Below are 24,671 nucleotides of genomic sequence, written 5' to 3'. Positions count from 1 at the left end.
GCGGCGAGGCACCTACCCATGTCCGATATCCCCGGGGGCCTGCTCGGCGAGGCTCCCGCCCATGTCCGACATCCCCGGGGGCCTGCTCGGCGAGGCTCCCGCCCATGTCCGACATCCCCGGGGGCCTGCTCGGCGAGGCTCCCGCCCATGTCCGACATCCCCGGGGGCCTGCTCGGCGAGGCCCCCGCCCATGTCCGACATCCCCGGGCGCATCAGCCAGCAGGCACCTCCCCCTGTTCGACACACCGCCGGAAGGCCCAGCAGCGCCCGCGCCGGATCCCTGCCGAAACACCCCTTCGTGACCTCGGCTCGCTCAGCGCGTTCACGGATGTGCTGACGCGCACCGCTACGTTCATCACCAATGCCCGCTACATCTTGGCCGTCTACACCGAGGCCCTGCTGGTCTCCGTCAAGGAGCGCTCGAACTTCGACGTCAGCTCGACATGTCGAATCGCTGTCCACCGGAAGCCGACTTTGCTTTGATGAAGGCCTTCATGTTCCGCCTCAGCACCGTTCGCGCCAAGCTCACCGTCCTCGTCGCGCTCTCGTCGCTCGCGACCCTCGCGGCCCTCCCCGTGTTGTCCTGGGTGATGCACCGGCAGCTCCTCGCGCAGATCAGCGAGCGCGTGCCGCAGGCGATCCGCAACTTCCGGCTGGAGCTCAGGCAGCAGCAGCGCGCCATCTCGGCGACCTCACGCCAGGCGTCACGAACGCGCGAGCTGGTCGAGGGGCTCCGGCTGCGCAGCGAGACGGCCGTGGGGACGGCGCTCGAGGCCGTCATCGCCGCTCATCCCAACGTCGCCATCGTCGCCTTCGATGAGCTCGGCGAGCTGGTCGCGGCGAGGGGGCTCGACGCGCCGCCGCCGAGCACGGACGAGGTCCCCGGGCTCACCGAGGGCCTCTCGAGCCTCGCCGAGATGGACGACCTGCGGGACGTGCTCGTCCATGGGTGCGATGGACAGCAAGGCTCGCCGCCTGCGTACATGATCGCCCAGCATGCGAGGAGCGACGCCGGATCGCTGCTCGCGTGCATTCCCATCGATCACACCTACTTCGACGAAGTGGCGACGAAGCTCGGCGTGGAGATCGCGCTCGTCGACCCGTCGGGCAAGAGGGTCACGGGCACGGCGCGCTTCCCGACCGAGCTGCTCCAGGGCGCCGCCATCGGCGACGAGACCCACCCCACGATCGTCGAGCACGCGAGCTCGCTGTGGGCACTCTCCCGCTTCGCGCCCCGATCGCTCCGGGGCAAGGCCGGCGATTTCTCGATCGTCATGGCGCTCGACGTGAGCGACGTCAGGAACATCGTGCGCCAGAACCTGATGTTCGCGGCGGGCGTGCTCACCGTCGCGGCGCTCTTCTCGCTGCTCCTCGGCGCGCGCCTCGCAAGCACGATGTCGCGCGCGCTCTCCCGCGTGAACGTCGCCCTCAAGCAGCTCGAGCAACAGCGGTACGTCCACGTGGAGGCGGTGAAGACCGGCGACGAGCTGGAGGATCTCGCCACGGGCTTCAACTCGATGGTCGACGGCCTCAAGGAGCGCGACAAGCTCCGCAGCACCTTCGGCAAGTACATGACCGAATCCGTGCTCGAGCACCTGCTCTCCGGCAAGGTGCAGCTCGGCGGCGAGACGCTCACCGTCTCGATCCTCTTCTGCGATATCCGGAGCTTCACGACGATCAGCGAGCGGATGAACGCCCATGAGCTCGTGGGGCTCCTCAACGAGTATTTCACCGAGATGGTGGCCATCATCCTCGACGAGGGCGGGGTCGTCGACAAGTACATCGGCGACGCGATCATGGCGGTGTTCGGCGCGCCCGTCCCCAGGCCGAACGACGCCGTGCGCGCCGTCCGCGCGGCCGTCCGCATGCGCGCCGCGCTCGAGCGCTTCAACGAGCGACTCACCAGGCGGGGAATCCCGGCGCTGAAGACCGGGGTCGGGATCCACACCGGCGAGGTCGTCGCGGGCAACATCGGCAGTGAAGCGCGGATGGAGTACACGGTCATCGGCGACGCCGTGAACCTCGCCTCGCGCCTGGAGAGCGCGACCAAGGAGCTCGGCGTGAGCGTGCTCCTCAGCGAGGACACTCACCTCCTCGTGAAGGACGTCTTCAACACACGCCCCGTCAGCGAGATCACGGTCAAGGGCCGAGTGCAGCCGGTGATGACCTACGCGGTGGCGGATCTCTGACGAGCGCAAAGGGGCGCAGGGGCGTGCGCGAGGCGCACGTCGTGCATTGTTCGCGGCGACCCGCCGAGGGCCGCCGCCAGGACCACGAGCAAGCGGCTCCGCCGGGTCAGTCGGCCAGCACGTCGCGCGGGCGGCGGGCGATCAGCGCGTGCCCCTCCAGGACCTCGCGAACGGTGCCGTCCGCGCCGGCGTACTTCGCGATGGCGTTGCGGACGTCGACGGCCAGGTCCTCCTCGCGCGACCCCGGCCGGCCGTGCCATGTGGCCGCGAACGACAGGGCGCGGTCGACGAAGCGCTCCACGGGAGTCTCCCGCTGCTCGAGGACGGAGACGCGCTCGAGATGGCTGAAGGCCGAGTCGAGCAGCACGGCTTCGTTCTTCGCGGACTCGCGGATCTGCGGGCGCGCAGGGTCATCGGTTGAGTACTGGTCGATGAGCGCCTGGAACTCCTTGTGCCACGCGTTCGCCGGGACCTCGGGGTAGCTCTCTCCGAACAGCGCCACCGCGCCGCCTCGCTCGAGCAGCGCGTCCAGCGACTTGATGGTCTCGGCGCGATCCATCCAGTGGAAGGCGCGACCGATGGTGACGAGCTTGAATCGGCCGAGGTGGGGTCCGAGCTCATACGAGCTGCCATGAACGAATCGGATCGACACGTCCGCTCGGGCGGCGTTCTCCTTGGCCGCAGAGAGCATCTCGGGCGATGGATCGACCGCGGTCACCGGCCCGGCGAGCGGCGCGAAGTCGATCGCGAGGAAGCCTGGGCCGGTCCCGAGATCGAGCACGCTGGCGCCCCGATCGAGCCCGACCAGCTGGGCCACCCGGCGGCTGAGGAGCTTCGGATAGGAAGGGCGGCCAGTCGTGTAGTACCGCGAAGCGGTCTTGAAGCGTTCCGGGTAGAAGAGTTTGCGTTCTGACATGGCGATGGCACCTCTCCTGGCCTCTGGCCAGCGTCGCGGGCAGCGAGCCCGGCCGCCGACGCTGCTCCTCTGCGAGCACAGGGCCAGCAGCCGAGCGCGTCGGCAGCGCGGATGCGCGGCAGCGGATGGCGCAGGCACAGGGCGTACCACCGGCGAAAGCCGCGCGCTCGCCAGCGCCGCGGCGCGACGCTGCTGCCTCCGGAGCAGCGCTTCAGCAGTGCAGCCGGCCTGGCGCGGGCGGCCGGAAGTCCTCGCACTTCCGCTGTCATGGGTGTGACACGACATTCCCGCGGCGTGCTCAGCGGGTGGTAGTCGTGAACGCGGTCGTGGTCGTTAACGTGGTCGTGGTCGTTAACGTGGTCGTGGTCGTGGTCGTTAACGTGGTCGTGGTCGTGGTCGTCAACGGCTCAGTCGTGAACGTGAACGTCGACCGGAAGTCGACCAAAGATTCGGCAGAACGTTCACGTCCACGGTCGTGTCGTCGACGACCACGACCACGACCACGACCACGTTAACGACCACGTTCACGTTAACGACCACGTTCACGTTAACGACCACGACCACCTTCGTGGCCGCGAACAGGTCCGCTCACCCCCCGGCTAGCAGCCGCGCAAGCTCCCCGCGCTGCCGCCGCGCCGAGCGCGCCAGGGAGAGCTGCCCCGCCGCCCGGTACAGGTTGTGCGCGACCCGCGTCGGGAAACGCGACGGATCCCAGCCGAAGTACCGGTCCTCGAAGGCATCCCGGCAGAACCGCGCCGCGAGCTCCAGCGCGATCCGCTCCGCCGCGTCCACGAGCGCTTCCTGCTCCTCCGCGCCGAACGGCCTCGCCTCGCGGTAGCCAGCGACCGCCGCAGCGAAGACCTCGAGATCGAAGCGCGTCTCGGTCGAGTCCTCCCCGACCGGATTGCACCACGACCGCCACGCGTCGCCGAGCTCCACGTCGATCGACTGGAGCGCCAGCGTGTCGAGATCGAGCAGGCAGATCCCCTCCCCGGCCTCGGAGAAGCGCAGGTTCGAGATCTTGAGGTCGCCGTGGCAGTGCCTGACCGGCAGGTCGAGCCGCCCCCGCCACGTGCGAAACGCGTCGAGGATGGCGTCCGCCAGCCGCCGCCCGTCCCCGCCCGTGGCCGCGCCGTCCAGCCGCTCCATGTGGAGCGCCGTGTCGTGCGCGCCCGCGCGGACGTGGCGGTACACGTGCTCGAGATCGTCCACCGCCCGGTGGAACCGGGCCGCGAGCTCCCCCGCGGCGCGCGCCAGCGCCGGAGAGCCGACCCGGTGGTGCGTCCGGCCAGGGACGAAGTCCATCACCCGCCACACAGCGCCCTCCGCGTCGCGCGCGCACAGGGCGCCGTCGCCGGCGCGCAGCAACCGCGGCGTCGCGAGGCCGCGGGCGGCCAGGTGAGCCGTCACCGCCTCGATGTCGTCGTGGACCTCCGGGGCGAAGATAGGGCTCACCCGCTGGACCACGTACCGCGGAGGGTCGCCGGCCAGCCAGGTGCCGTTGATGAGGCCCTCGTCCTCGCAGCGGCGCACGGAGAGGCCGCTCAGGGGCGCCCACACGTCCGGGATCATCGGGCGGGAGGCTAGCTGCGCTCGGTCTCGGGGGGCAAGGGAGGCGGCGCCGAGACCGCCGAGACCGCCGAGACCGCCGAGACCGCCGCCGAGACCGCCGGGACCGCCGAGACCGCCGAGACCACCGCGGCCCGCCGGCGCAGCATCCACTGCGCCCCGAGCCACGTGACGACGCCGGCCCCGAGGCCGAGCCAGGCGGAAGCCGCGGGGACGCCGGCGCGCTCCACCAGGACCGCACCGCCGAGCAACGTCGCGCACAGGCCCACCGTGAGGGCCAGGTTGTCGACGGCCGAGAGCCGGCCGACGAAGCGATCCGGCGAGAGCCGCTGGATCTCCGAGCTCGACAGCACCCAGTTCGCCCCGCTGCCCAGGCCCCAGACGAGCACGACCGCGAGCAGCGCCGCCGGGTGGCGGGTCACCGCGAACACCGCGATCGCCCCGAACGTCACCCAGACGGCCCCCGTCGCCGCGCGCTCGCCCCGCAGTCCGCGGCGGACCAGCGCGACGCCGACCAGCGGGCCGACCCCCGTGCCCGCGCCGCGCACGCACTGGAGAACCCCCAGCGTGAGCGCGCCCGTGCCCGCGAAAGGGAGCTGCGTCGCGAGCAGGTTGAGCAAGAGGAGCGCCCCGCCGTTCGCCATGTGGACCGGCGTCTTCGCGAGCACCGCGTCGAGCAGCGGAGGACGCTCCCACGCGTGCCGCCACGCGAGCACCATGTCGCGGCGCACCGACGCGAGCGCCGACAGCATGCCGCCCTCCGCCGGCCGCCCCTCCGCCACCATCGGGGGGAGCCCCCGGAGGAACAGCGCCGACAGGCCGAACGACGCCGCGTCCAGGGCGAGCGCCGCCGCAGGGCCGAGCCCCGCGATCAGGCCGCCGAACGCCATCCCGACCGCGAACATGACGCTCCACGTCGCCGACGCGATCGCGTTCGCCTCGAGCAGCTCGTCCTCCTCGACGACATGGCGCAGCACCGCGCTCTGCGCCGGCAACCGCAGCGCGCCCACCGACGCGCGCGCGAAGACGAGGACCTGCAGCCCGACCACGTTGCCGGCGACCGCGGCGCCCAGCATCCCGACCGTGAGCGCGCCCTGCACGACGCTCGTCGCGATGAGCAGCCACCGCCGATCGAGCCGGTCCGCGAGCACCCCCGCCACCGGCGCGAACAGCGCGATCGGGAGGTGATGCCCCACCATCACCAGCGCGAGCGCCACGACCCCGCCCCCCTCGCCCCCGAGCGCGAGCAGGCTCACAGCGACGAAGCTCATCCAGTCGCCGAGCAGCGAGACGACCTCGCTCATCCAGACGCGACGGAACGCAGGACGGCAACGGAGCAGGAGCAGGCCAGGACGGCGCTCCGGGCGGCTGCCGCTGTTCATCCAGGGCACACCATGGTAATCGCGCTCTGTCTCATGCGGATCTGCGCCATCATTCCCGCCTACCAGGCCGAGCGCAACGTGGGGGACGTCACACGGGAGGCGCTCCGGGTCCACGGCGTTGCCGGCGCCGTCATCGTGGTGGACGACGGATCGACCGACAGGACGGCCGAGCGGGCGCGCGCGGCCGGCGCCACGGTGCTGAGCCACCCGGAGAACCAGGGCAAGGGCGCCGCCCTGCGCACAGGGATGGAGTTCGCCCTCGCCTCAGGCTTCGACGTCGCGATCACCATCGACGCGGACGGACAGCACCCGCCGGAGGAGGCGCGGCGCCTCATCGAGGCCGACGCCGACCCCGAGGCGCTGGTGCTCGGCATCCGGGATCTCGTGGGCGCAGGCGCGCCGCGCGCGAACCAGATCTCGAACCGGATCTCGAACTTCTTCCTCTCCCTCTTCGCCGGCCGCCCCTTCGCCGACACCCAGTGCGGCCTGCGCCGCTACCCGCTCCGGAAGACACTGTCGCTCGGCGCCCGCGACGAGGGGTACGCCTTCGAGGCGGAGATCCTGCTGCGCGCGGTGGCCGCCGGCGTCCGCCTCGTCGAGGTGCCGATCCGGGTCATCTACCCGCCCGAGGGCGAGCGGCTCACCCACTTCGACAGCGTGCGCGATCCGGCGCGGATCATCCGCCGGGTGGTGGCGACGCTCGCGCTCACGCGCGGGCTCCGCCACGTGCCGGCCGCGCCGACGCTGTCGCCGGACGACCCGGTCCGCCCGGCCGCGGCGAGCGCGCTCGCCACGGAGCTCGACCCCCACCCGCGGCAGCCGGCGACGGCGCCTCCCTGATTTGCGGCCGTCGCGCCTCGCACGCCACCGCCGCAAGCTCCTCGCGGCCGCCGCGCTCCTCGCCGCGCCGGCCCTCGCGCACCTCGGCATCGCCGCCGCGACGCGGATCGAGCCGCCCCCGATCCGGGCGGCCGCCGGCGAGCCCGAGGCGGGGCCCGGAGGGCTGCGCGTGCTCGGCCCGGCCTACGTGCGCCGCCGCGGGCGGATCCTCGAGGCGCGCCTCTCGGGATCGCCGGAGGAGATCGGGCACCAGCACGGGCGGCTCTTCTACCCGGAGATGGTGAAGAACGAGGGGACCCTCTACGAGCAGTTCCACCACTACGTGCCCGTCGCCCCGCTCCGGTGGCTCATCATGGACCTGTCGCGCCTCGAGTTCCGCGACGTGGACCAGGGCATGACCGAGGGCGTGCGGCGCGAGATCGCCGCGCAGGCCCGCGCCTTCTCGCCCGACCCGTTCGACGGCGTCCTCCCCACGTACCACCGCTTCGTCTTCCTCCAGTCGCTCTACGACATCGCGCTCTCGTTCGAGCACTCGCCGCTCATCGGCTGCACGAGCTTCGCGCTCACCGGGACGGCGTCGGCGGATGGGCACGCGGTGCTCGCCCGCAACTTCGACTTCGAGGCCGGGCCCGTCTTCGACGAGGGGAAGGCGGTGTTCCTCGTCCACGAGCAGGGGAAGATCCCGTACGCCTCGGTGTCCTGGCCCGGCCTGATCGGCGCGGTGACGGGGATGAACGCCGCGGGCCTCGCGCTCGTCGTCCACGGCGGGCGGGCCGGCGAGCCGCGGGCGGCAGGAGAGCCGGTCGTCCACACGATGCGCGAGGTGCTCGGCCGCGCGCGCAATGTCGACGAGGCGCTCGCGATCCTCGAGGCGCGCGCGCCGATGGTCTCGCACCTCGTGATGCTCGTCGACGCGGGCGGCGAGGCGGCGATCGCCGAGCGGGCGCCCGGCGCGCCGCTGCACGCGCGCCGGGGCCGCGGCAAGGTGCCGCTCACCAACCACTTCGAGGGGCCGCTCGCCAGCGATCCGCGCAACCTCCGCGTCCTGGCCGAGACCTCGACCCGCCCGCGGCGCGACCGCCTCGACGAGCGGCTCGCGGCGCTGCCCGAGGGCGCGACGGTCGAGGCGGCGATCGACGTCCTGCGCGACAGGCGCGGGCGCGGCGGCGCGCCGCTGCCGCTCGGCGACCGGCGCGCGATCGACGCGCTCATCGCCACCCACGCGGTCGTCATGGACGCCACGGCGCGCGTCCTCTGGGTCAGCGAAGGCCCGCACCTCGCCGGCCGCTTCCTCCGCTTCGACCTCACCCGGCTGCTCGATCCGGCGTTCGACCCGGCGCTCGACACGGCCGAGCCCGACGCCATGCCCGAAGATCCGCTGCTCACGAGCGGCGACTACGCCGCCTGGGAGCGCGCCGGCTCCCCCCACGAAGGCGGTGAGCGCGGCAACGACAATCCTTAAATAAACAGACGCAACTAAATAACCGCTCCGTCCCTCGCGCAAGCGCGGCGGCGCCGTCTCCATACCGTGACGCCGTTGTGGCGAGCGTGGCGAGCGTGGCGAGCGAGCGCGACAGCCGCGCGCCCGGGATGCGCCTCATCCCGCGGCGAGCACGAAAGCGCCGCGCCGCCGCGATGACGAGGGCCCTCCCCGCAGCGCAGCGGCGACACACCCGACGCGAAATCGCAATTATTTCGGCGTGGTTTCGGGGTGCCATCTCTTCACACGCCCGTACACCGGAGGTGGGACACCTCTCGTCCGGCGTGGCCTTACCGCAAGATTGCCTAGCGCGACCTTCCGTCCGACAATGCGATTCGGGGCGCCAAGGTCGCGGCATCGGAGCGGCGACCGGGTCGACCAGACCATGACGGACATCAACCTGATCAACACGACCCTCGATCAACGGTACCTCATCCTCGGCCTGCTCGGGGAAGGCGGGATGGGGGCAGTCTACGAGGCTCGGCACCTGGGCACGGGCCGCCGCGTCGCCGTCAAGGTGATCACGAGCAAGCTCGCGCAGGACGAGGCGGTGATGGCCCGCTTCGAGCGCGAGGCCAGGGCGGCCGGCGCGATCGACAGCGAGCACATCGCGAGCGTGCTCGATAGCGGCAGGGACCGCGCGACCGGCCTGCCCTTCCTCGTGATGGAGCTGCTCAACGGCGAGGACGTCGACCAGATGCTCCGGCGGCTCGGCCCCCTGCCGCCCGAGCTCGCGCTCTGCATCGTGGCCCAGGCGTGCATGGGCCTCATCAAGGCGCACGACGCGCGCGTCCTCCACCGCGACATCAAGCCCGCCAACCTGTTCCTGGCGCGGCGCGACGGGGGCGAGTACTCGGTCAAGCTGCTCGACTTCGGCGTCGCCAAGATCCAGGCCGACGACTCGTTCGAGCACCACCAGGAGCTCACGGCCACGAGCAACCTGATCGGCTCGCCCATCTACATGTCGCCCGAGCAGGCGCGCAACATGCGGGACGTCGACGGCCGGACCGACGTCTGGTCGCTCGGCATCGTCCTCTTCAAGATGCTCGCCGGGCGCACCCCCTACAGGAACTCGCGGGGGCTCGGCGAGCTCATCGTCGCGATCTGCTCGACCCCGGCGCCGCCCATCCAGAGCCTGGCGCCCTGGGTGCCGTACGAGGTCTCCGAGATCGTGGCGCGCGCGCTCCAGATCGACAGGAACCTGCGCTTCCAGAGCGCGGCGGAGATGCTCGACGAGTGCCGGATGCTGCTGCCGCACGGCATCTCGATCCACGAGAGCATGCTGCGGCCCCTGCCCGACTCGGTGCAGGCCGACGCCCCGCCGCCCTCGCAGGGGCCGCCGAACCCCGACGCCCCGACGCGGCGCCCGCCCACGCCCGTGGGGACGCCCCGCAGCTGGCAGAACAGCGCGGAGCTCTCCCGGCGCACGCCGACGCCCGCGGGCACGTCCCGCAGCTGGCCGGACCCCGGTGACCTCTCGACGCGGCGCCCGCCCACGCCCGTGGGGACGCCCCGCAGCTGGCCCGAGCACGTCACGCACAGCGGGCCCCTCGGCCAGAGCGGTCACCACCACGCGACCCAGAGCGGCCACCACGCGACCCAGAGCGGCCATCACGCGACCCCGCACGGCCTCCTGATCCGCGGGCGCCCGGACGGCCCGCCCTCGTCGACGACCGGCGCCGGCACCTCCGTGCCGTTCCAGAGGACGATCATCGTGGCGGGCGATCCGCCGACCGCCCCCGTGCGGCAGCGCAGCAGGGCGGCCCCGCTCGTGGCGGCGGCGGCGCTGGTCGCGGCGACGGGCGCCGGCGTCGGCGCCTGGCTCGTGCAGAAGACGACGGCGGCGGCGTCCGCCCCGGCGACCGGCGGGACGCAGCCCGCGCCGGCGGCCGCCGCCCCGGCCGCGGCCACCGCGGCGCCGGGGGCGGCCGAGGCGCCGGCCGAGCCGGCCGTGCAGATCGATCCGGAGCGGCTCGGGAGCTTCAACCCGCTGCCGGCGGTCATCACGTCCTCGAGCAACCCGCTCACGGACGAGAAGATCAACCTCGGCCGGATGCTCTACTACGACACGCGGCTCTCGAAGAACCACGACCTCGCGTGCAACTCGTGCCACCCGCTCGACCGCTACGGCGCGGACGGGGCGAAGGTGTCGATCGGGCACGCCCACCAGAGCGGCCGCCGCAACACGCCGAGCGTGTACAACTCCGCGGGGTTCTTCTCGCTCATGTGGGACGGGCGCTTCGACAACGTCGAGGCCCAGGCCAACGGGCCGATGATGAACCCGAGCGAGATGGCGATGACGCCGGTGCGGCTGGAGGCGACGCTGCGCTCGATCCCGGAGTACGTGAAGGCGTTCGGCAGGGCGTTCCCGAACGATCCGTGGCCCGTCAACGCCAACAACACCGCGAAGGCGATCGGCGCGTTCGAGCGCAAGCTGATCACGCGCGGGCGGTGGGACCAGTTCCTGGAGGGGGAGCCCGAGGCCCTGACCAACGCGGAGAAGGAAGGGTTCAACACGTTCGTCGAGGTCGGCTGCGTGACGTGCCATTTCGGCCCGCACGTCGGGGCGACGATGTTCCAGAAGCTCGGCCTCGTGCGGTCGTGGCCGGACACGATGGACCGCGGCGTCTTCGAGATCACGAAGAAGCAGGCCGATTTCATGGTCTTCCGGGTGCCGACGCTCCGCAACGTGGCCATGACGGCGCCGTACTTCCACGACGGGTCCGTCTCGTCGCTGCAGGAGGCGGTGCGGCTCATGGGGAAGCACCAGCTCGGCAAGGAACTTTCCCATGCCCAGGTCGAGCAGATCGTTGTGTGGCTGAAGAGCCTGACGGGCGAGCTCCCGAAGGAGTACATCGCGAAGCCGGACCTGCCGGAGAGCGGGCCCAACACGCCGAAGCCCATTGCGGATTGAGCGCGGCCCGCTCGTCTGACATGAACATGTCAGAGGACGAGACGAGGATGCAGCGACGATCTTTCTTGATGGGGCTCGCGGCGTGCGGCGGGGCGCTGTCGGTCGGCAGCCACGCGCGCCGCGCGCGCGCGGACGAGGTGGGCGACGCGCTCGCCGAGATCACGCGGGCGCGCGCGTCGGTGAAGACGCTGGTCGCGCCGTTCACGCAGGAGCGGAGCATCGGCCTGCTGGCGACGGCGGTGAAGAGCGACGGCGAGATGACGCTGGTGCTGCCCGACCGCCTCCGGTGGGAGCTGAAGCCGCCGGACGCGATCACCTACTGGATCACGCCCGAGGGGTTCGGCTTCGCGACGCCGAAGGGCGCGACGGGCGCGGGGCGGGGCGCGGCGGGGCGCTTCGGGGCGGTGCTGTCGGACCTCCTGGTGCTGCTGGGCGGCGACCTCGGGAAGCTGCGGGCGCGCTACGATCTGTCGATCCCGAGCCGCGCGGACGGGATCACGCTGGCGGCGCGGCCGCGGGCCGAGGAGGTCGCGAAGCACGTGCGCAGCCTCGAGATGACCTCGGGGCCGGAGCTGTGGTCGGTGCGGCGCGTGGTCATCGAGGAGCGGAACGGCGACCGGAGCGTCATCGCGTTCGGCAAGGTGGCGCGCGACGTGAGCGTGGATCCGGCGCGGATGAAGGCGCCGAAGCAGGGCTGAGCGGACGCGAGGGCAACGAGCACGCGGGCGCGCTCGAAGCGCGCGCGGGCGGCGCGCGTGGCGCCGAGGACGCGCGCGCCGCCCGACCAGGAGCAGCGCCTCGAGAGGCCATCGTCGCTCGGCCCGAGGGCGGCTGTGCGCCGCGCGCGGACCATTCGCCAGTTTGCGACAGATCGAGCGTGTGATCTCGTCATGCGACCGCGCTCGTCGGTCGGCGTCGTTCTCAACAATAAATAACACTACTTAACGATTGCTCCCCTGCGAGGCGTTCATGCGGTGAGCGCGCCTAGCACATCACCGCGCCACAGGCCTCTTCCGCATCATCGGGAGACGTCATGCTCCGTCGATGGGTGGGCTAGACAAGCCCTCTCCTTCGTGTCATGACCTGCGCCCGTTGCTCGAGCGTTCCCCGTAACCCACGATCCTCTCGGGCTCGCAGCGAAGCGAGCGCCGAGCCCGGTGAATCACCTCGACCGTTGGCGCACACTGCATCTCCCGCAAAGCATTCGATGCGCTGCGGGCCGCATGCATCGATTCGATGGGTGAAGCGCCTGGGTGCGCGCAGGCGGTCTTGCGTGCTTGAATCGAAAGGAACCGTTCGTGACACTTGGCATGACTTTTTCTGGGCATGCGCCCGGCGCCGCACAGGACGACCTGTCTGGATCTCGGAGCGCCCTGACGTCACTGCCTGAGCTGCTCGCTCGCCGCGCGGAGGAGCTCGGCGACGCGCCCGCGTACGTCCATCTCCACGAAGGCGAAGAGGAGACGGCGGCGCTCTCGTTCGCCGCGCTCCACGCCCGCGCTCAGGCGATCGCCGCCTTCCTCCGCGCGCGTTATCCAGCGAAGAGCCGCGTCCTCCTCCTGTTCGCGCCTGGGCTCGAGTTCATCGAGGCGTTCTTCGGCTGCCTGCTGGCGGACATGGTGGCTGTCCCGACCTCGCTCCCGCGGCCGAATCGGACGGAGTCTCGGTTCGACGCCATCACGGCCGACTGTGCCCCTGCGTGCGCGCTCGCCGCGGGAGCCGCGCCGCGGGAGCGGAGCGCGTCGACCTCGCGCTCCGGGCTCGCGGTTCACACGCTGGAGGAGCGCTCCTCGGGCGCGGAAGCCGGACGCGTGAGCGGAGCCCCCGGCACGACAGACGACGTCGCGTACCTGCAATATACCTCCGGCTCGACCTCCAGCCCCAAGGGCGTGATGGTCAGCCATCGCAACGTCCTGCAGAACTGCCGCATGCTCGCCGAGGGGTTCGGGATCGCGCGCGGCGACACCTTCGTCAGCTGGCTGCCCCACTTCCACGATCTGGGGCTGATTCACGGGATCATGCTGCCGCTCTTCGTCGGCGGCAGATGCATCAGCATGCCTCCGGCGTCGTTCATCTTCCGGCCCATGCGCTGGCTCGAGGCGCTGTCGCGCCACCGCGGCCACCACAGCGCGGCTCCGAACTTCGCCTTCGATCTCTGCGTGACGAGCTCGACCGCCGAGCAGCGCGCCCGGCTCGATCTGTCCGCCTGGAAGACGGTGATCAACGGGGCCGAGCCCGTCCGCGCGGGGACCCTCGCGCGCTTCATCGAAGCCTTCGCGCCGAGCGGATTCCGGCCCGACGCGCTGCGGCCCTCCTACGGCCTGGCCGAGGCGACGCTGGGGGTCAGCGTCTCGCCGAGGCGCCCGCCGCGCGTCGTCCAGGTGAGCTCCACGGAGCTGCAACAGGGGCGGGCGCGCGCCTGCGCCGCGGCGGAGCCCGACGCACAGGAGATCGTGAGCTGCGGCCGGCCCCTGCCCGGCACGCGCGTCGCGATCGTCGATCCAGCCAGCGGAGCGCCCGCGCCGGATCTGCAGGTGGGCGAGGTGTGGGTCGAGAGCAGCGCGGTGGTGGGCGGCTACTGGAAGAACCCGGAGGCGACCAGCGCCTCGTTCGGCGCGCGGCTGCGCGGCGCGGGCGACCTGCGCTTCCTGCGGACCGGCGATCTCGGCTTCTTGCAGGAGGGAGAGCTGTTCATCACAGGGCGGCTCAAGGACGTCATCATCGTCCGGGGGCGCAATTACTATCCGCAGGACATCGAGCTCGCTGTGTGCTCCGCCCACGAGGCCTTTGCGCCCGACGGGGGAGCAGCCTTCTCCGTGGGCCTCGAGGATGGGCTGAGCCTCCCCGCCGAGGAGCCCGAGGCGATCGTCGTCTGCCAGGAGATCAAGCGCGGGCAGCGCGGGCTCGATCTCGAGGCGCTCGCGCGCGCCGCTCGGCGCGCCGTGGCGCAGCAGTTCGGGCTCCCGGTGCACGCGGTCGTGCTCCTCCCCCCGCGCCGCCTCCCCAAGACAACGAGCGGGAAAGTGCAGCGGAGGGCGTGCAAGGCGGCCTTTCTGCGCGGCGAGCTGGAGCCCCTCGGCGTGTTCCACGGCGCGAACGCGCGCGACGGCGCGGCCGCGGCCCAGGATGGGCCCTCCGCGACGGGAGGCGCGCAGCCCGGCGGATCGAGCTGTACCGCGCGCCTCGGGGCGCTCGTGGGAGACGTCCTTCAGGTGGACAGCGCGCAGCTGCGCTGGGACGTGCCGCTCGTCGAGATCGGGCTCGAGTCGGTCAAGGCGATCCGGCTGGCGGAGCGCATCGCGGGGCTCAGCGGCAGGCAGATCTCGCCGGCGAGCTTGATCGAGGGAATGACGTTGACCGAGCTGTCGCGCCTGCTCGCGGGGCCGCTCTCGCCCGGCGGCCGCGAGGGAGAGGCCCCCGTCGTCAGCCCAGCCGACGACGACCCGGGAGCGCCCTTTCCCCAGACCGACGTGCAGCGGGCGTATCTGGTCGGGCGCGAGAGCGCCTTCGACCTCGGGGGCGTCGGCTGTCACGGCTACCTCGAGCGGGAGTGCGATGGGCTGGATCTCGAGCGCTTCGAGCGAGCGTGGAATCGGGTCATCGCGCGGCACGGGATGCTCAGGGCCGTGTTCACCGGAGACGGGCTCCAGCGGGTGCAGCGGACGGTGCCCCGCTTCGAGCCGAAGATCTGGGATCTCCGCGCGATGACGCCGGCCGACGCCGGCCGGGCGCTCGACGATATCCGTCATCGGCTGTCCCACCGCGTGTTCGCGCCCACGGAATGGCCCCTGTTCGACGCCGGCGTGTCGCTCCTTCCGGACGGCCGGCGCCGCGTGCACATCAACCTGGATCTCCTCGCGCTCGACGCCTGGAGCTGCGGGATCGTCTCGCGCGATCTGGAGCGCTTCTACGAGCAGCCCGAGCTCGAACTGCCGCCGCTCGGCGTGACCTTCCGCGACTGCATCCTGGATGCGGAGCGCCATCGGCAGACAGCGGATCACGAGCGCTCGCTCGCGTTCTGGCGCGAGCGCGTGGCGAGCCTCCCCCCGGCGCCCGACCTGCCGCTCGCCAGGAAGCCTCGAGACGTCACGCCGCCCCGGTTCGTGCGGCACAGGGGGCGCCTCGATCGGGCCGCGTGGGGATCGCTGAAGAGCCGGGCGAAGGCGAGCCGCCTCACGCCTTCGGCCGTCGTCCTCGCGGCGTTCGCCCAGGTGCTCGGGAAGTGGAGCGCTCGCCCGGAGTTCTCGCTCACGCTGACGTCGTTCGAGCGCCCGCGGCTGCACGAGGACGTCGCGGCGATCGTCGGCGACTTCACCACGGTGGTGCTGGTGGGCTTCGACGTCGGCGGGCGCAAAGCGGTCTCCGAGCTGGCGCGCGCCACGCAGGACCAGATCTGGAGGGCGATCGAGCACCGGCGCGCGGGGGCGATCCCGGCGCTCCGCCAGGCGCACGCGCCGAGCGTCCCCGTGGTGTTCACGAGCCTGCTGGGCCAGGGAGGGGTCGAGCCGCAGTCGCTGTTCTCCTGGCTCGGCAAGGAGGTCTTCATGGTCACCCAGACACCGCAGGTGTGGCTCGATCATCAGGTCACCGAGGACCAGGGAGAGCTCGCGTTCTCCTGGGATGTCGTCGAGGGGCTCTTTCCCGAGGGGATGGTCGGCGCGATGCTCGAGTCCTATTTGGATCTGCTCACCCGGCTGGCGCGCGGCGACGAGGCGCTCCAGCGGGCGAGGGTCGCGCTCCCGGTCGCGCAGCAGGAGGCGCGCGCCCGGATGAACCGGACGCAGCAAGCCGCGCCGGAGGAGCTGCTCCACGCGGCGTTCCTCCGGAGCGCGGCGGCCCGCGGCGGGGCGCCCGCGGTGATCGCGCCCGAGGGGAGCATCACGTACGGGGAGCTCGACCGGCAGAGCAACGCCCTCGGCCGCGCCTTGCGGGCCCGCGGCGCGCGCCCCGACACCCTCGTCGCCATCGCCTGCGAGAAGGGCATCGCGCAGGCGCTCGGGGCGCTCGGCGTCCTCAAGTCCGGGGCTGCCTACCTGCCGGTGGATCCGGCGTGGCCCAGAGAGCGGCTCTGGGGGATCCTGGCGCAGGGCGAGGTGCAGATCGTCCTTACCCAGGCGCGGTTCGCGGAGCCGGCCCGGTGGCCCGCGGGGACGATCGTCGTGCCCCTGGACGCGCCGGGCGGGCCGTCAGAGGACGAGTCGCCCCTCGAGGCCGTTCAGCGGCCCGACGATCTGGCCTACGTCATCTTCACCTCGGGCTCGACGGGGAAGCCGAAGGGCGTGGCGATCGATCACCGCGGCGCCGTGAACACCCTCGCGGACGTGAACGCGCGCCTCGGCGTGAACGCCTCGGATCGTGTCCTGTCGCTCTCGTCGCTCGCCTTCGATCTGTCGGTCTACGACCTCTTCGGCCTGTGGGCGGCGGGGGGCGCGGTGGTGCTGCCCGAGCCGGGCCGGCTGCGCGATCCCGGACACTGGGAGGAGCTGATGTCCCGGCACGGCGTGACGCTGTGGAACACCGTCCCGGCGCTCATGCAGATGCTCGTGGAGCACCGGGCGGAGCGCCCGGGCGCCCTCGCGCCCCTGCGCGCCGTGCTCCTCAGCGGAGACTGGATCCCCGTGACCCTGCCCGATCGCATCCGCGAGGCGTTCCCGGGCGCGTCGGTGCTGAGCCTCGGCGGGGCGACGGAGGCGTCGATCTGGTCCATCGCCTATCCGATCACCCGCGTGGATCCGAGCTGGAAGAGCATCCCTTACGGCAAGCCGCTCGCGAACCAGCGGTTCCACGTGCTCGACGGGGCGATGGAGCCGTGTCCCGACGGGGTGCCCGGGCGCCTCTACATCGGCGGCGTGGGCCTCGCGCGCGGCTACTGGCGCGATGAAGAGAGGACGCGCGAGCGCTTCGTGACACACCCGGAGACCGGAGAGCGGCTGTACTGGACCGGCGACCTGGGACGCTGTCTGCCGGACGGGAACATCGAGTTCCTGGGACGAGAAGACTTCCAGGTGAAGATTCAAGGGCACAGGATCGAGCTCGAGGAGATCGAGGCCGCGCTGCTGCAGCACCCCGACGTGGCGAGCGCCGCTGTCTCGGTGGGGAGCACGGCGAGCGGTGGAAAGCGGCTCATCGCCCATGTCGTTCCGGCCCCGGGCAGGGCGCTCGAGGCGCCCGGGCTGCGGGCGTTCGTCGCCTCGAAGCTCCCGGACTACATGGTGCCGAGCGCCTTCGTGGAGGCGCGCCGCCTCCCCCTCACCAGCAACGGCAAGGTCGATCGCAGCGCCCTTCCGGATCCAGCGCGGGACCCCGGCGTGGAAGAGCAGGTCATCGCGCCTCCGCGGGACACTGCGGCTGATCCGGGGCGCACGCCCGGGATCGAGGAGCTGCTCCGTGAGCACCCGAGCGTCGCGGCAGCGAGGGTGGAGCGCGCCGCGGGCGAGCGCGCCGGGCTGGTCGCGTACGTGACGGCGCGGGAGGGCGCGGCGGACCCGGAGCTCCCCTTGCTGCAGGATCCGATCGCGAAGCTGAAGTTCAAGCTGAGCAAGCCGGCGCAGCGCGACGATCTCTCCGGGGCCGCCATCCCCCTGATCGCCCGCGCGCGCACGGACGAAGATCTCTCGGCGTTCGCGCGGCGGCGCAGCTATCGCCAGTTCCGGAGCGAACCCATCGCCTTCGAACGTCTGGCGCGCTTCCTGAGGCAGCTGTCTCCGGTGCGGCTGCCGGGCTATCCGCTCGCCAAGCAGCTCTATGCCTCGGCGGGCAACCTGTATCCGGTGCACGTGTACCTGTATGTGAAGCCGGATCGGATCGAGCGGGTCCCCGGAGGGACGTACTACTTCCACCCGGAGCGCGAGCAGCTGGTCGCGATCCAGCCCGGCGCGGACATCGACCGCTCGGTCCACGGAGGCCCCAACGGGCAGGCGTTCGACAGCTCGGCGTTCAGCGTGTACCTCGTGGCGGATCTCGGCGCCATCGAGCCGGTGTACGGCAGCCGGTCGCGGGATCTGTGCCTCATGGAGGCCGGCGTCATCGCCCATCTGCTCGAGTCGACGGCGCCGGATCACCAGATCGGCCTCTGTCAGACGGGCGGATTCGACTTCGCGCAGGTCGCCCACCTCTTCCATGTCGGCCCGCGCCACGAATACCTCCACGGCCTCGTCGGGGGGGCCATCTCGGACGCGGACACCACCCTCGAGGCGCTGGCCCGCGAGTCGGCGGCGCTGGCGGCCATGGTCGACGCCGCGACGCGCGCCGCGCCGCCGCAGGGAGTTGCCCTGGCGAGGCCGGAGCGGCCGCGCGATGGGCTCGCCCGAACGCTCTCGTCGTACGTCGCGGAGCGCTGGACGGAGGAGCCCGTCAGGGTGGTCGTCGTCGACAGGCTCCCTGGCCCGACGGAGGGCGCGCAGCGGTCGGTCCCGGAAGGCGCGCAGCGGTCGGTTCCGGAGAAGGCGCAGCGGTCAGCCCCGGAGGACGCGCCGCCGCCCGCGGAGCGAGCCAGGGTGAGGCCCGCCGCGGTGGAGAGCGACGGGCTGGAGAGCGCCATCGCCGGCATCTGGGCCGAGGTGCTGAGGCGCCCGCGCGTCGGTCACGACGACAACTTCTTCGACCTCGGGGGCGACTCGCTCCTGCTCGTCAGCATGGCGCGCAGCCTCCGCGAGCGCTTCAGCCGCGATGTTCCCCTCGTGCACCTGTTCGAGCATCCGACGGTGTCCCAGCAGGCGGCGTACCTGAGGGCGCTCGGGGTCAACGCGCCCCCCTCGGCGAAAGGCGAGGAGGCGGCGGCGGTCGGGGCCGCGGCGGGCACGGCGGAGGGCGCCCGGTTCGACGCCATCACCGCGCGCGCCCGGCGGCAGCGCGAGCGCGGCCTGGAGCGGCGCGGGCTCGCGCCGGAACAGGCCTCACGCCAGGGCAAGCCGGAGGATTGAGCGATGCAGGACCTCGGAGATCTGCGCGACGCCGTCGCGATCGTCGGGCTGAGCGGGCGGTTCCCGCAGGCGAACGATCCGGAGGCGTTCTGGAGGAACCTGCGCGATGGCAGGGAGTCCATCGCCCGCTTCACGGAAGAGGAGCTGATCGCCGCCGGGGTCCCTCGCGCCCAGGTGAGGGATCCGGGCTACGTCAAGGCGCGACCTTGCCTCGACAGGCCGGAGTGGTTCGACGCCGACTTCTTCGGATACAGCGAGCGGGAGGCGCAGTGGATCGATCCGCAGCAGCGGCTGTTCCTGGAGTGCGCGTACGAGGCGCTCGAGGACGCGGGTCACGACGCCGAGCGGTTCCCCGGCTGGATAGGCGTCTTCGCCGGCGCCAAGATGAACTCGTATCTCCTCTCGCACCACCGCGCGCTGCTCCAGAAATTCGAGTCCTCCGAGGCGATGCAGCTCCTGATCGCGAGCGACAAGGACTACCTGACGACGCGCGTCGCGTACAAACTCAACCTCAAGGGACCGAGCATCAGCGTCCAGACGGCCTGCTCCACAGGGCTCGCGGCGGTCCATCAAGCATGCCAGAGCCTGCGCGCCGTCGAGTGCGACATGGCGATCGCGGGCGCTGCGTCGGTGATGTTCCCGGAGCGGCGCGGGTACTTCTACGAGAAGGGCGGGCCATGCTCCCCCGACGGCCACTGCCGTCCTTTCGACGCCGACGCCGCGGGGACCGTGTTCGGCGACGCGGTCGGGGTCGTCGTGCTGAGGCGGCTCGAGGACGCGCTCGCGCAGGGCGATTTCATCCACGCGATCGTCCTCGGGTCCGCGACGAACAACGACGGCTCCGCCAAGGTCGGGTACACCGCCCCGAGCGTCGACGGGCAAGCCTCGGTGATCGTGATGGCGCACGAGGTGGCCGGCATTCGGCCGGACACCATCGACTACGTCGAGGCGCACGGGACCGGCACGTCGCTTGGCGACCCCATCGAGGTCCGCGCCCTGGAGCAGGCCTTCCGGCGCGCCGCCGCCCCGCTCCGCCGGTGCGCCCTCGGATCGGTGAAAGGGAACGTGGGCCACTCGAACACGGCGGCCGGCATCGTCGGTCTCATCAAGACCGTGCTGGCGCTCCGGCACGCGCAGATCCCGGCCACGCTCCACTACCGGCGGCCCAACGCGGAGATCGATTTCGACGGCTCCCCTTTCTACGTGAACACGGAGCTCCGCGCCTGGCCGAGGGACAACGGCCCTCGGCGAGCCGGCGTGAGCTCGTTCGGGATCGGGGGGGCCAACGTGCACGCGGTCCTCCAGGAAGGGCCGGCGTACCAGCCGACCCCCGCCGGAGAGAGCGAGATCCTGGCGCTGTCGGCCCGGAGCGAGGCGGCCCTGGCAGCGATGCGATCGCGCCTCGCGGAGCACCTCGAGGGACACCCGGAGATCTCCTTGCGCGACGCGGCGTTCACGCTGCTCGAGGGGAGGCGGAGGTTCTCGCACCGCGATTTCGTCGTCGCGTCGTCGTCGCCCGACGCCGTCGCGCGGCTGCGCGAGCCCAGGCCGGGGCGAGGGGCGCGGACGGGCGCCGCCGGCGTGGTGATGCTGTTCACCGGCCAGGGGAGCCAGCACCCCGGAATGGGCCGGTCGCTGTACGAGGAGCACGCCGTCTTCCGGGAGACCCTGGACGAGTGCGCCGAGAGGCTCCGGCCGCACCTTGGCCGCGATCTGCGAGCGCTCCTGTTCAACGGCCCGGCCGAGGAGCTCCGGGAGACGGAGGTCGCTCAGCCAGCGTTGTTCGCCGTCGAGTACGCCGCGGCACGACTGCTGGAGGAGTCGTGGGGAGCGCGCGCCGAGGCGCTCCTCGGGCACAGCGTCGGGGAGCTCGTGGCGGCCTGCGTCGCGGGGGTGTTCTCGCTCGAGGACGGGCTCCGGGCGGTCGCGGTGCGCGCGAGGTTGATGCAGTCGCTGCCGCGCGGGGCGATGCTCGCGGTGCCGCTGTCCGAGGGGGCGACGCTCGAGAGCCTGACGCCAGGTCTGTCGCTCGCCGCGGTGAACGGGCCCGAGCTGTGCGTCGTCTCCGGCCCCGAGGCGGCCATCGCGAGGTACGAGGCGCAGCTCGGCGCGCGCGGGATCAAGGGCCGCCGGCTCCAGACCTCCCACGCGTTCCACTCCGCCGCGACCGAGCCGATCCTGGACGAGTTCCGCAGGGCCATGGCGGGGATCACGCTGCGCGAGCCCCGGATTCCCCTCCTCTCGAACGTCACCGGCGGGTGGATGACGGGCGCGATGGCGCGGAGCGCCCAGTACTGGGCTGACCACCTGCGGCGCGCGGTCCGCTTCGGCGACGGCGTCAAGGCGGCGCTCGAGGGCGAGGGACCGCATCTGTTCGTGGAGGTCGGGCCCGGCTCGACGCTGTGCTCGCTCGTGCGCGCGCAGCTCGGGGGGAGCGCGGAGAGCGCGGCCGTTCCGCTGCTGCCCGGGCCGGGCGACGCCGGGAAGGGCCGCCGCGTGCTGCTCGAGGCGGCCGGCGAGCTGTGGGCGCGCGGCGCCGACCTGCGCTGGCAGGCGGTATTCCCGGACGCCCGGGCGCGCCGCGTCCCGTTGCCGACCTACCCCTTCGAGCGGAGGCGCCACGCGGTCGAGGACGGGCTGCCGGAGCCGTCCACGGGCACGGCGGAGACGACGGCCCCCAAGGGCGCGGAGGACACAGGGGGCGCGGAGGACACAGGGGGAGCGCGGCTGTTCCGGCTCCGCTGGTCTCGTCTCCACGAGGCCGCCCCGGTATCCCGGATCGAGAACGGGGCGCCGTGGCTGCTCCTCACCGACGCAGACGAGGGCGCGGCCGCGCTGGAGGCGCACGTCCGCGGCTCGGGCGCTCGCGTGATCACCGCGCGCCCAGGGCCGGCGTTCGCTGCGTCGGGCGACCTCGCGTTCGTCCTGCGCCCTGACAGCGAGGAGGACTTCCGGGCGCTGCTCTCGACCCTCGACGGGCAAGGCCTCTCTCCCCGGCGCATCGTCCACCTGTGGAGCGCGCTTGGGGGGCCGGGCGAGGGCCCTGGAGCGATCTTGCGGAGGGGCTTGCTCAGCGTGTGCGCCGTCTCGCGGAGCCTCGGCGCCGCGCCGCCTGGGGCGGGGATCGAGCTCGCGATCGTGACCCGGGGAGCCCACGCGATCGCCGGCGAGACGATCCCTTCGCCGGACCACGCCGCGCTCGTCGGCCTTTGCCGCAGCCTGGGCAACGAGCTGGCCGGCGTCCGCTGTCGCGCCGTCGATGTGATCCCGCCGCGCGACGGGGAGGCCGCCACGTCGTGGGCGCGGGCCCTCTTCCGGGAGCTCGCGGGCGAGCCGGAGCACGACCTCGTGCTGCTGCGCGCGCAGCAGCGCTGGGTGCCCGCGTTCCAGGCGATCCTCCCTCCATCGCCGGCGACGGAAGCGTCGCGCCTGCGGCGCGGAGGCGTCTACCTGATCACGGGCGCCTTCGGCGGGATCGGGCTGCGCCTTGCCGAGCACCTCGCGCGCGCCTGGTCGGCGAAGCTCGTGCTGATGGGGAGGACGCCGCTCCCGCCGCGATCGGAGTGGTCGAGCTACCGGGAGCGCGACGGGGCGCTGGCCGCGACCGCCGAGATCCTCGAGGCGCTCGGGCGGATGGAGGCGGAGGGCGCAGAGCTCGTCGTCGCCGCCGGTGACGTCGCCGAGCCGCAGGACGTGGCGCGCGTCTTCGCCGAGGCGAGGGCCCGCTTCGGGCGCATCGACGGGATCTTCCACGGCGCCGGGGTCCCTGGCGCCGGCCCGCTCGAGGCGCGGACGAACGAGGAGATCTGCCGGGTGCTGTCGCCGAAGACCACCGGGACGCGGAACCTCGCCGACCAGCTCGGGCAGGAGCGAGAGCAGCCCTTCCTCGTGCTGTTCTCATCGACGTTCTCGCACCTCGGGGCGATCGGACAGGCCGACTACGCCGCCGCGAATGCGTACCTCGACGCCTTCGCCGGGGCGCACCAGAGCGCGACCGGCAACCCGAGCTTCGCCATCGCCTGGGACGGCTGGGAGCAGATCGGGATGGCGGCGCGGGCCGGGCTCACCCGGCCAGGGCCGTTGCCGCCTGGGCCAGGGTCGAGCCTCCGGGGGCACCACCCGCTGATCGACCGGGTGGACGGCGCGGCGCCCGGGCCGCGGGTGTTCCACAAGCGGTTCAGCCTGGCGCGCGACTGGCCTGTCGCGGAGCACCGGGCGCAGCGCGCCGGGCTGGTCTCCGGCACGACCCTGATCGAGATGGCGCGGGCCGCGGCCACGCTCGCGGGGATGAGCGCCGTCGAGCTGCACGAGGTCCGCTTCCACGCGCCCTGCCGCGTGGAGGACGGAGCGCCGCAGGACGTTTATCTGGAGAGCGAGCGGAGCGGAACGCGGACCGAATTCTCGATCTTCGCCCCAGGCCCCGCCGGGGCCAGGGAGCGGCTCGCGTCGGGCACCTGGACGCCCGCGCTCGACGAGGCGCGCGAGCGCGCGCCTGTCGCGTCGATCCGGCGGCGCTGCCGCCCGGCGGCCGCGCGGCAGCTCTTCGAGGCCGTCAACGCGAGCGGCTTGCTCCGGTGGGGACCTCGCTGGGACTGCATCGAATCGCTCCATGTCGGGGAGGACGAGGCGCTCGCCGAGCTCCGTCTTCACCCGGAGTTCGCGGAGGACCTGTCCGTGTACGGCCTGCACCCGGCGCTGCTCGACGTGGCCACCTCGGCGACCGCCGTGCTCGACCCTCGAGGGATCTACCTCCCCGCGGGGTACGGCCGCGTGGTCTGCCTGGCGCCCACTCCATCGAGGCTGTTCAGCCATGTTCGCCTGCGCCGGGAGGAGACCGAGCCTGGCCGTGTGCTCTCCGCGGACGTGACCCTGCTCGACGAGCAGGGGCGGGTCATCGCCGATGTGACCCGCTTCGTCCTCCAGCGCGTCCACGGCGGCGCCGCCCTCGCCGCGCCGTCGCGGAGGGCGTCGCGCGGCATCGACCCGGAGGACGGGATGGAGGCGCTCGAGCAGATCCTCGCGCTCGCCGGGCCCGAGCAGATCGTGGTCTCGCCGCGCGACTTCCCGGCCCTCGCCGAGCAGCAGCGCCGCGCCCGGCTGGAGCCCTCCGCGAGCCCGCGGCGGCCCCTCGGCGACGACGAGCGGCCTCGCGACGAGATAGAGCGCGTTGTGTGCGCGCAGTGGGAGGAGCTGCTCGGCCGGCGGCCGATCGGCATCCACGACGAGTTCTTCAGCCTCGGCGGCCACTCGCTCCTGGCGATCCAGATCCTCTCGCGGATCAACGACGCGTTCGACGTCGAGCTGCCGAAGCAGGACATGTTCGAGGGGGCGACAGTCGCCCGGCTCGCCGAGAAGATCACGAGCGCTCTCGCCGAGCGCCTCGCGGTGCTCGAGTCGATGACAGACGCGGCCGCGCCCGGCGAGCCGTCCTGAGCCGTGAACGCGCTGGAACCTGGGAG

The 24,671-nt window shown here is 72.4% G+C and carries 11 protein-coding genes; 8 read left to right on the top strand and 3 right to left on the bottom strand.

Annotated features, from left to right (window positions below; all coding sequences use genetic code 11):
• Positions 1-147 precede the first annotated feature (147 nt).
• Both WMF19_RS40770 and WMF19_RS40765 read left to right on the top strand, forming a co-directional pair.
• The gene (locus WMF19_RS40770; RefSeq protein ID WP_437895315.1) at positions 148-483 is read left to right on the top strand and encodes a hypothetical protein; all 336 of its coding nucleotides are present in this window, start codon (positions 148-150) and stop codon (positions 481-483) included.
• An 11-nt stretch (positions 484-494) separates the two neighbouring features.
• Positions 495-2,189 (top strand): adenylate/guanylate cyclase domain-containing protein, encoded by a 1,695-nt coding sequence (locus WMF19_RS40765; RefSeq protein WP_437895314.1) that lies wholly within the window; start codon positions 495-497, stop codon positions 2,187-2,189.
• Between the two features lie 106 nt (positions 2,190-2,295).
• On the opposite strand, the gene WMF19_RS40760 is transcribed toward WMF19_RS40765, so the two are convergent.
• The 3 genes from WMF19_RS40760 to WMF19_RS40750 form a co-directional block, all read right to left on the bottom strand.
• Positions 2,296-3,105, bottom strand: coding sequence for a class I SAM-dependent methyltransferase (locus WMF19_RS40760; protein WP_437895313.1), 810 nt, complete (start codon positions 3,103-3,105; stop codon positions 2,296-2,298).
• A 588-nt stretch (positions 3,106-3,693) separates the two neighbouring features.
• The gene (locus tag WMF19_RS40755) at positions 3,694-4,677 is read right to left on the bottom strand and encodes a phosphotransferase enzyme family protein (protein ID WP_437895312.1); all 984 of its coding nucleotides are present in this window, start codon (positions 4,675-4,677) and stop codon (positions 3,694-3,696) included.
• Between the two features lie 11 nt (positions 4,678-4,688).
• Positions 4,689-6,056 carry an MFS transporter gene (locus WMF19_RS40750; protein ID WP_437895311.1) on the bottom strand — a complete coding sequence of 456 codons (1,368 nt, stop codon included), beginning with the start codon at positions 6,054-6,056 and terminating at the stop codon, positions 4,689-4,691.
• Between the two features lie 12 nt (positions 6,057-6,068).
• Between WMF19_RS40750 and WMF19_RS40745 the strand changes: the two genes are divergently transcribed.
• The 6 genes from WMF19_RS40745 (at position 6,069) to WMF19_RS40720 (ending at position 24,645) form a co-directional block, all read left to right on the top strand.
• Positions 6,069-6,896: a glycosyltransferase family 2 protein gene (locus WMF19_RS40745; RefSeq protein WP_437895310.1), complete on the top strand. Its 828-nt coding sequence runs from the start codon at positions 6,069-6,071 to the stop codon at positions 6,894-6,896.
• Position 6,897: 1 nt separating this feature from the next.
• The gene (locus tag WMF19_RS40740) at positions 6,898-8,358 is read left to right on the top strand and encodes a C45 family autoproteolytic acyltransferase/hydolase (protein WP_437895309.1); all 1,461 of its coding nucleotides are present in this window, start codon (positions 6,898-6,900) and stop codon (positions 8,356-8,358) included.
• Positions 8,359-8,761: 403 nt separating this feature from the next.
• Positions 8,762-11,290 (top strand): cytochrome c peroxidase, encoded by a 2,529-nt coding sequence (locus WMF19_RS40735; RefSeq protein WP_437895308.1) that lies wholly within the window; start codon positions 8,762-8,764, stop codon positions 11,288-11,290.
• A gap of 47 nt (positions 11,291-11,337) precedes the next feature.
• On the top strand, positions 11,338-11,988 hold the full coding sequence (locus tag WMF19_RS40730) for a LolA family protein (RefSeq protein ID WP_437324827.1): 651 nt from the start codon (positions 11,338-11,340) through the stop codon (positions 11,986-11,988).
• Positions 11,989-12,588: 600 nt separating this feature from the next.
• Positions 12,589-19,212, top strand: a complete 6,624-nt coding sequence (locus WMF19_RS40725; RefSeq protein WP_437895307.1) for an amino acid adenylation domain-containing protein — start codon at positions 12,589-12,591, stop codon at positions 19,210-19,212.
• A gap of 3 nt (positions 19,213-19,215) precedes the next feature.
• Complete coding sequence (locus WMF19_RS40720; protein WP_437895306.1) at positions 19,216-24,645, top strand: SDR family NAD(P)-dependent oxidoreductase; 5,430 nt, start codon at positions 19,216-19,218, stop codon at positions 24,643-24,645.
• The last annotated feature ends 26 nt before the right edge of the window (positions 24,646-24,671 follow it).

The sequence above is a fragment of the Sorangium sp. So ce124 genome (assembly GCF_051525235.1).
GTDB lineage: Bacteria > Myxococcota_A > Polyangia > Polyangiales > Polyangiaceae > Sorangium > Sorangium atrum.
This window is presented reverse-complemented; position numbering and strand designations above follow the sequence as displayed.

Coding starts and splice junctions, on each gene's coding strand:
- WMF19_RS40760 (WP_437895313.1), bottom strand. CDS start 3,105: ATGTCAGAACGCAAACTCTTCTACCCGGAACGCTTCAAGACCGCTTCG.
- WMF19_RS40770 (WP_437895315.1), top strand. CDS start 148: ATGTCCGACATCCCCGGGGGCCTGCTCGGCGAGGCCCCCGCCCATGTC.
- WMF19_RS40730 (WP_437324827.1), top strand. CDS start 11,338: ATGCAGCGACGATCTTTCTTGATGGGGCTCGCGGCGTGCGGCGGGGCG.
- WMF19_RS40745 (WP_437895310.1), top strand. CDS start 6,069: ATGGTAATCGCGCTCTGTCTCATGCGGATCTGCGCCATCATTCCCGCC.
- WMF19_RS40720 (WP_437895306.1), top strand. CDS start 19,216: ATGCAGGACCTCGGAGATCTGCGCGACGCCGTCGCGATCGTCGGGCTG.
- WMF19_RS40755 (WP_437895312.1), bottom strand. CDS start 4,677: ATGATCCCGGACGTGTGGGCGCCCCTGAGCGGCCTCTCCGTGCGCCGC.
- WMF19_RS40735 (WP_437895308.1), top strand. CDS start 8,762: ATGACGGACATCAACCTGATCAACACGACCCTCGATCAACGGTACCTC.
- WMF19_RS40765 (WP_437895314.1), top strand. CDS start 495: ATGTTCCGCCTCAGCACCGTTCGCGCCAAGCTCACCGTCCTCGTCGCG.
- WMF19_RS40750 (WP_437895311.1), bottom strand. CDS start 6,056: ATGAACAGCGGCAGCCGCCCGGAGCGCCGTCCTGGCCTGCTCCTGCTC.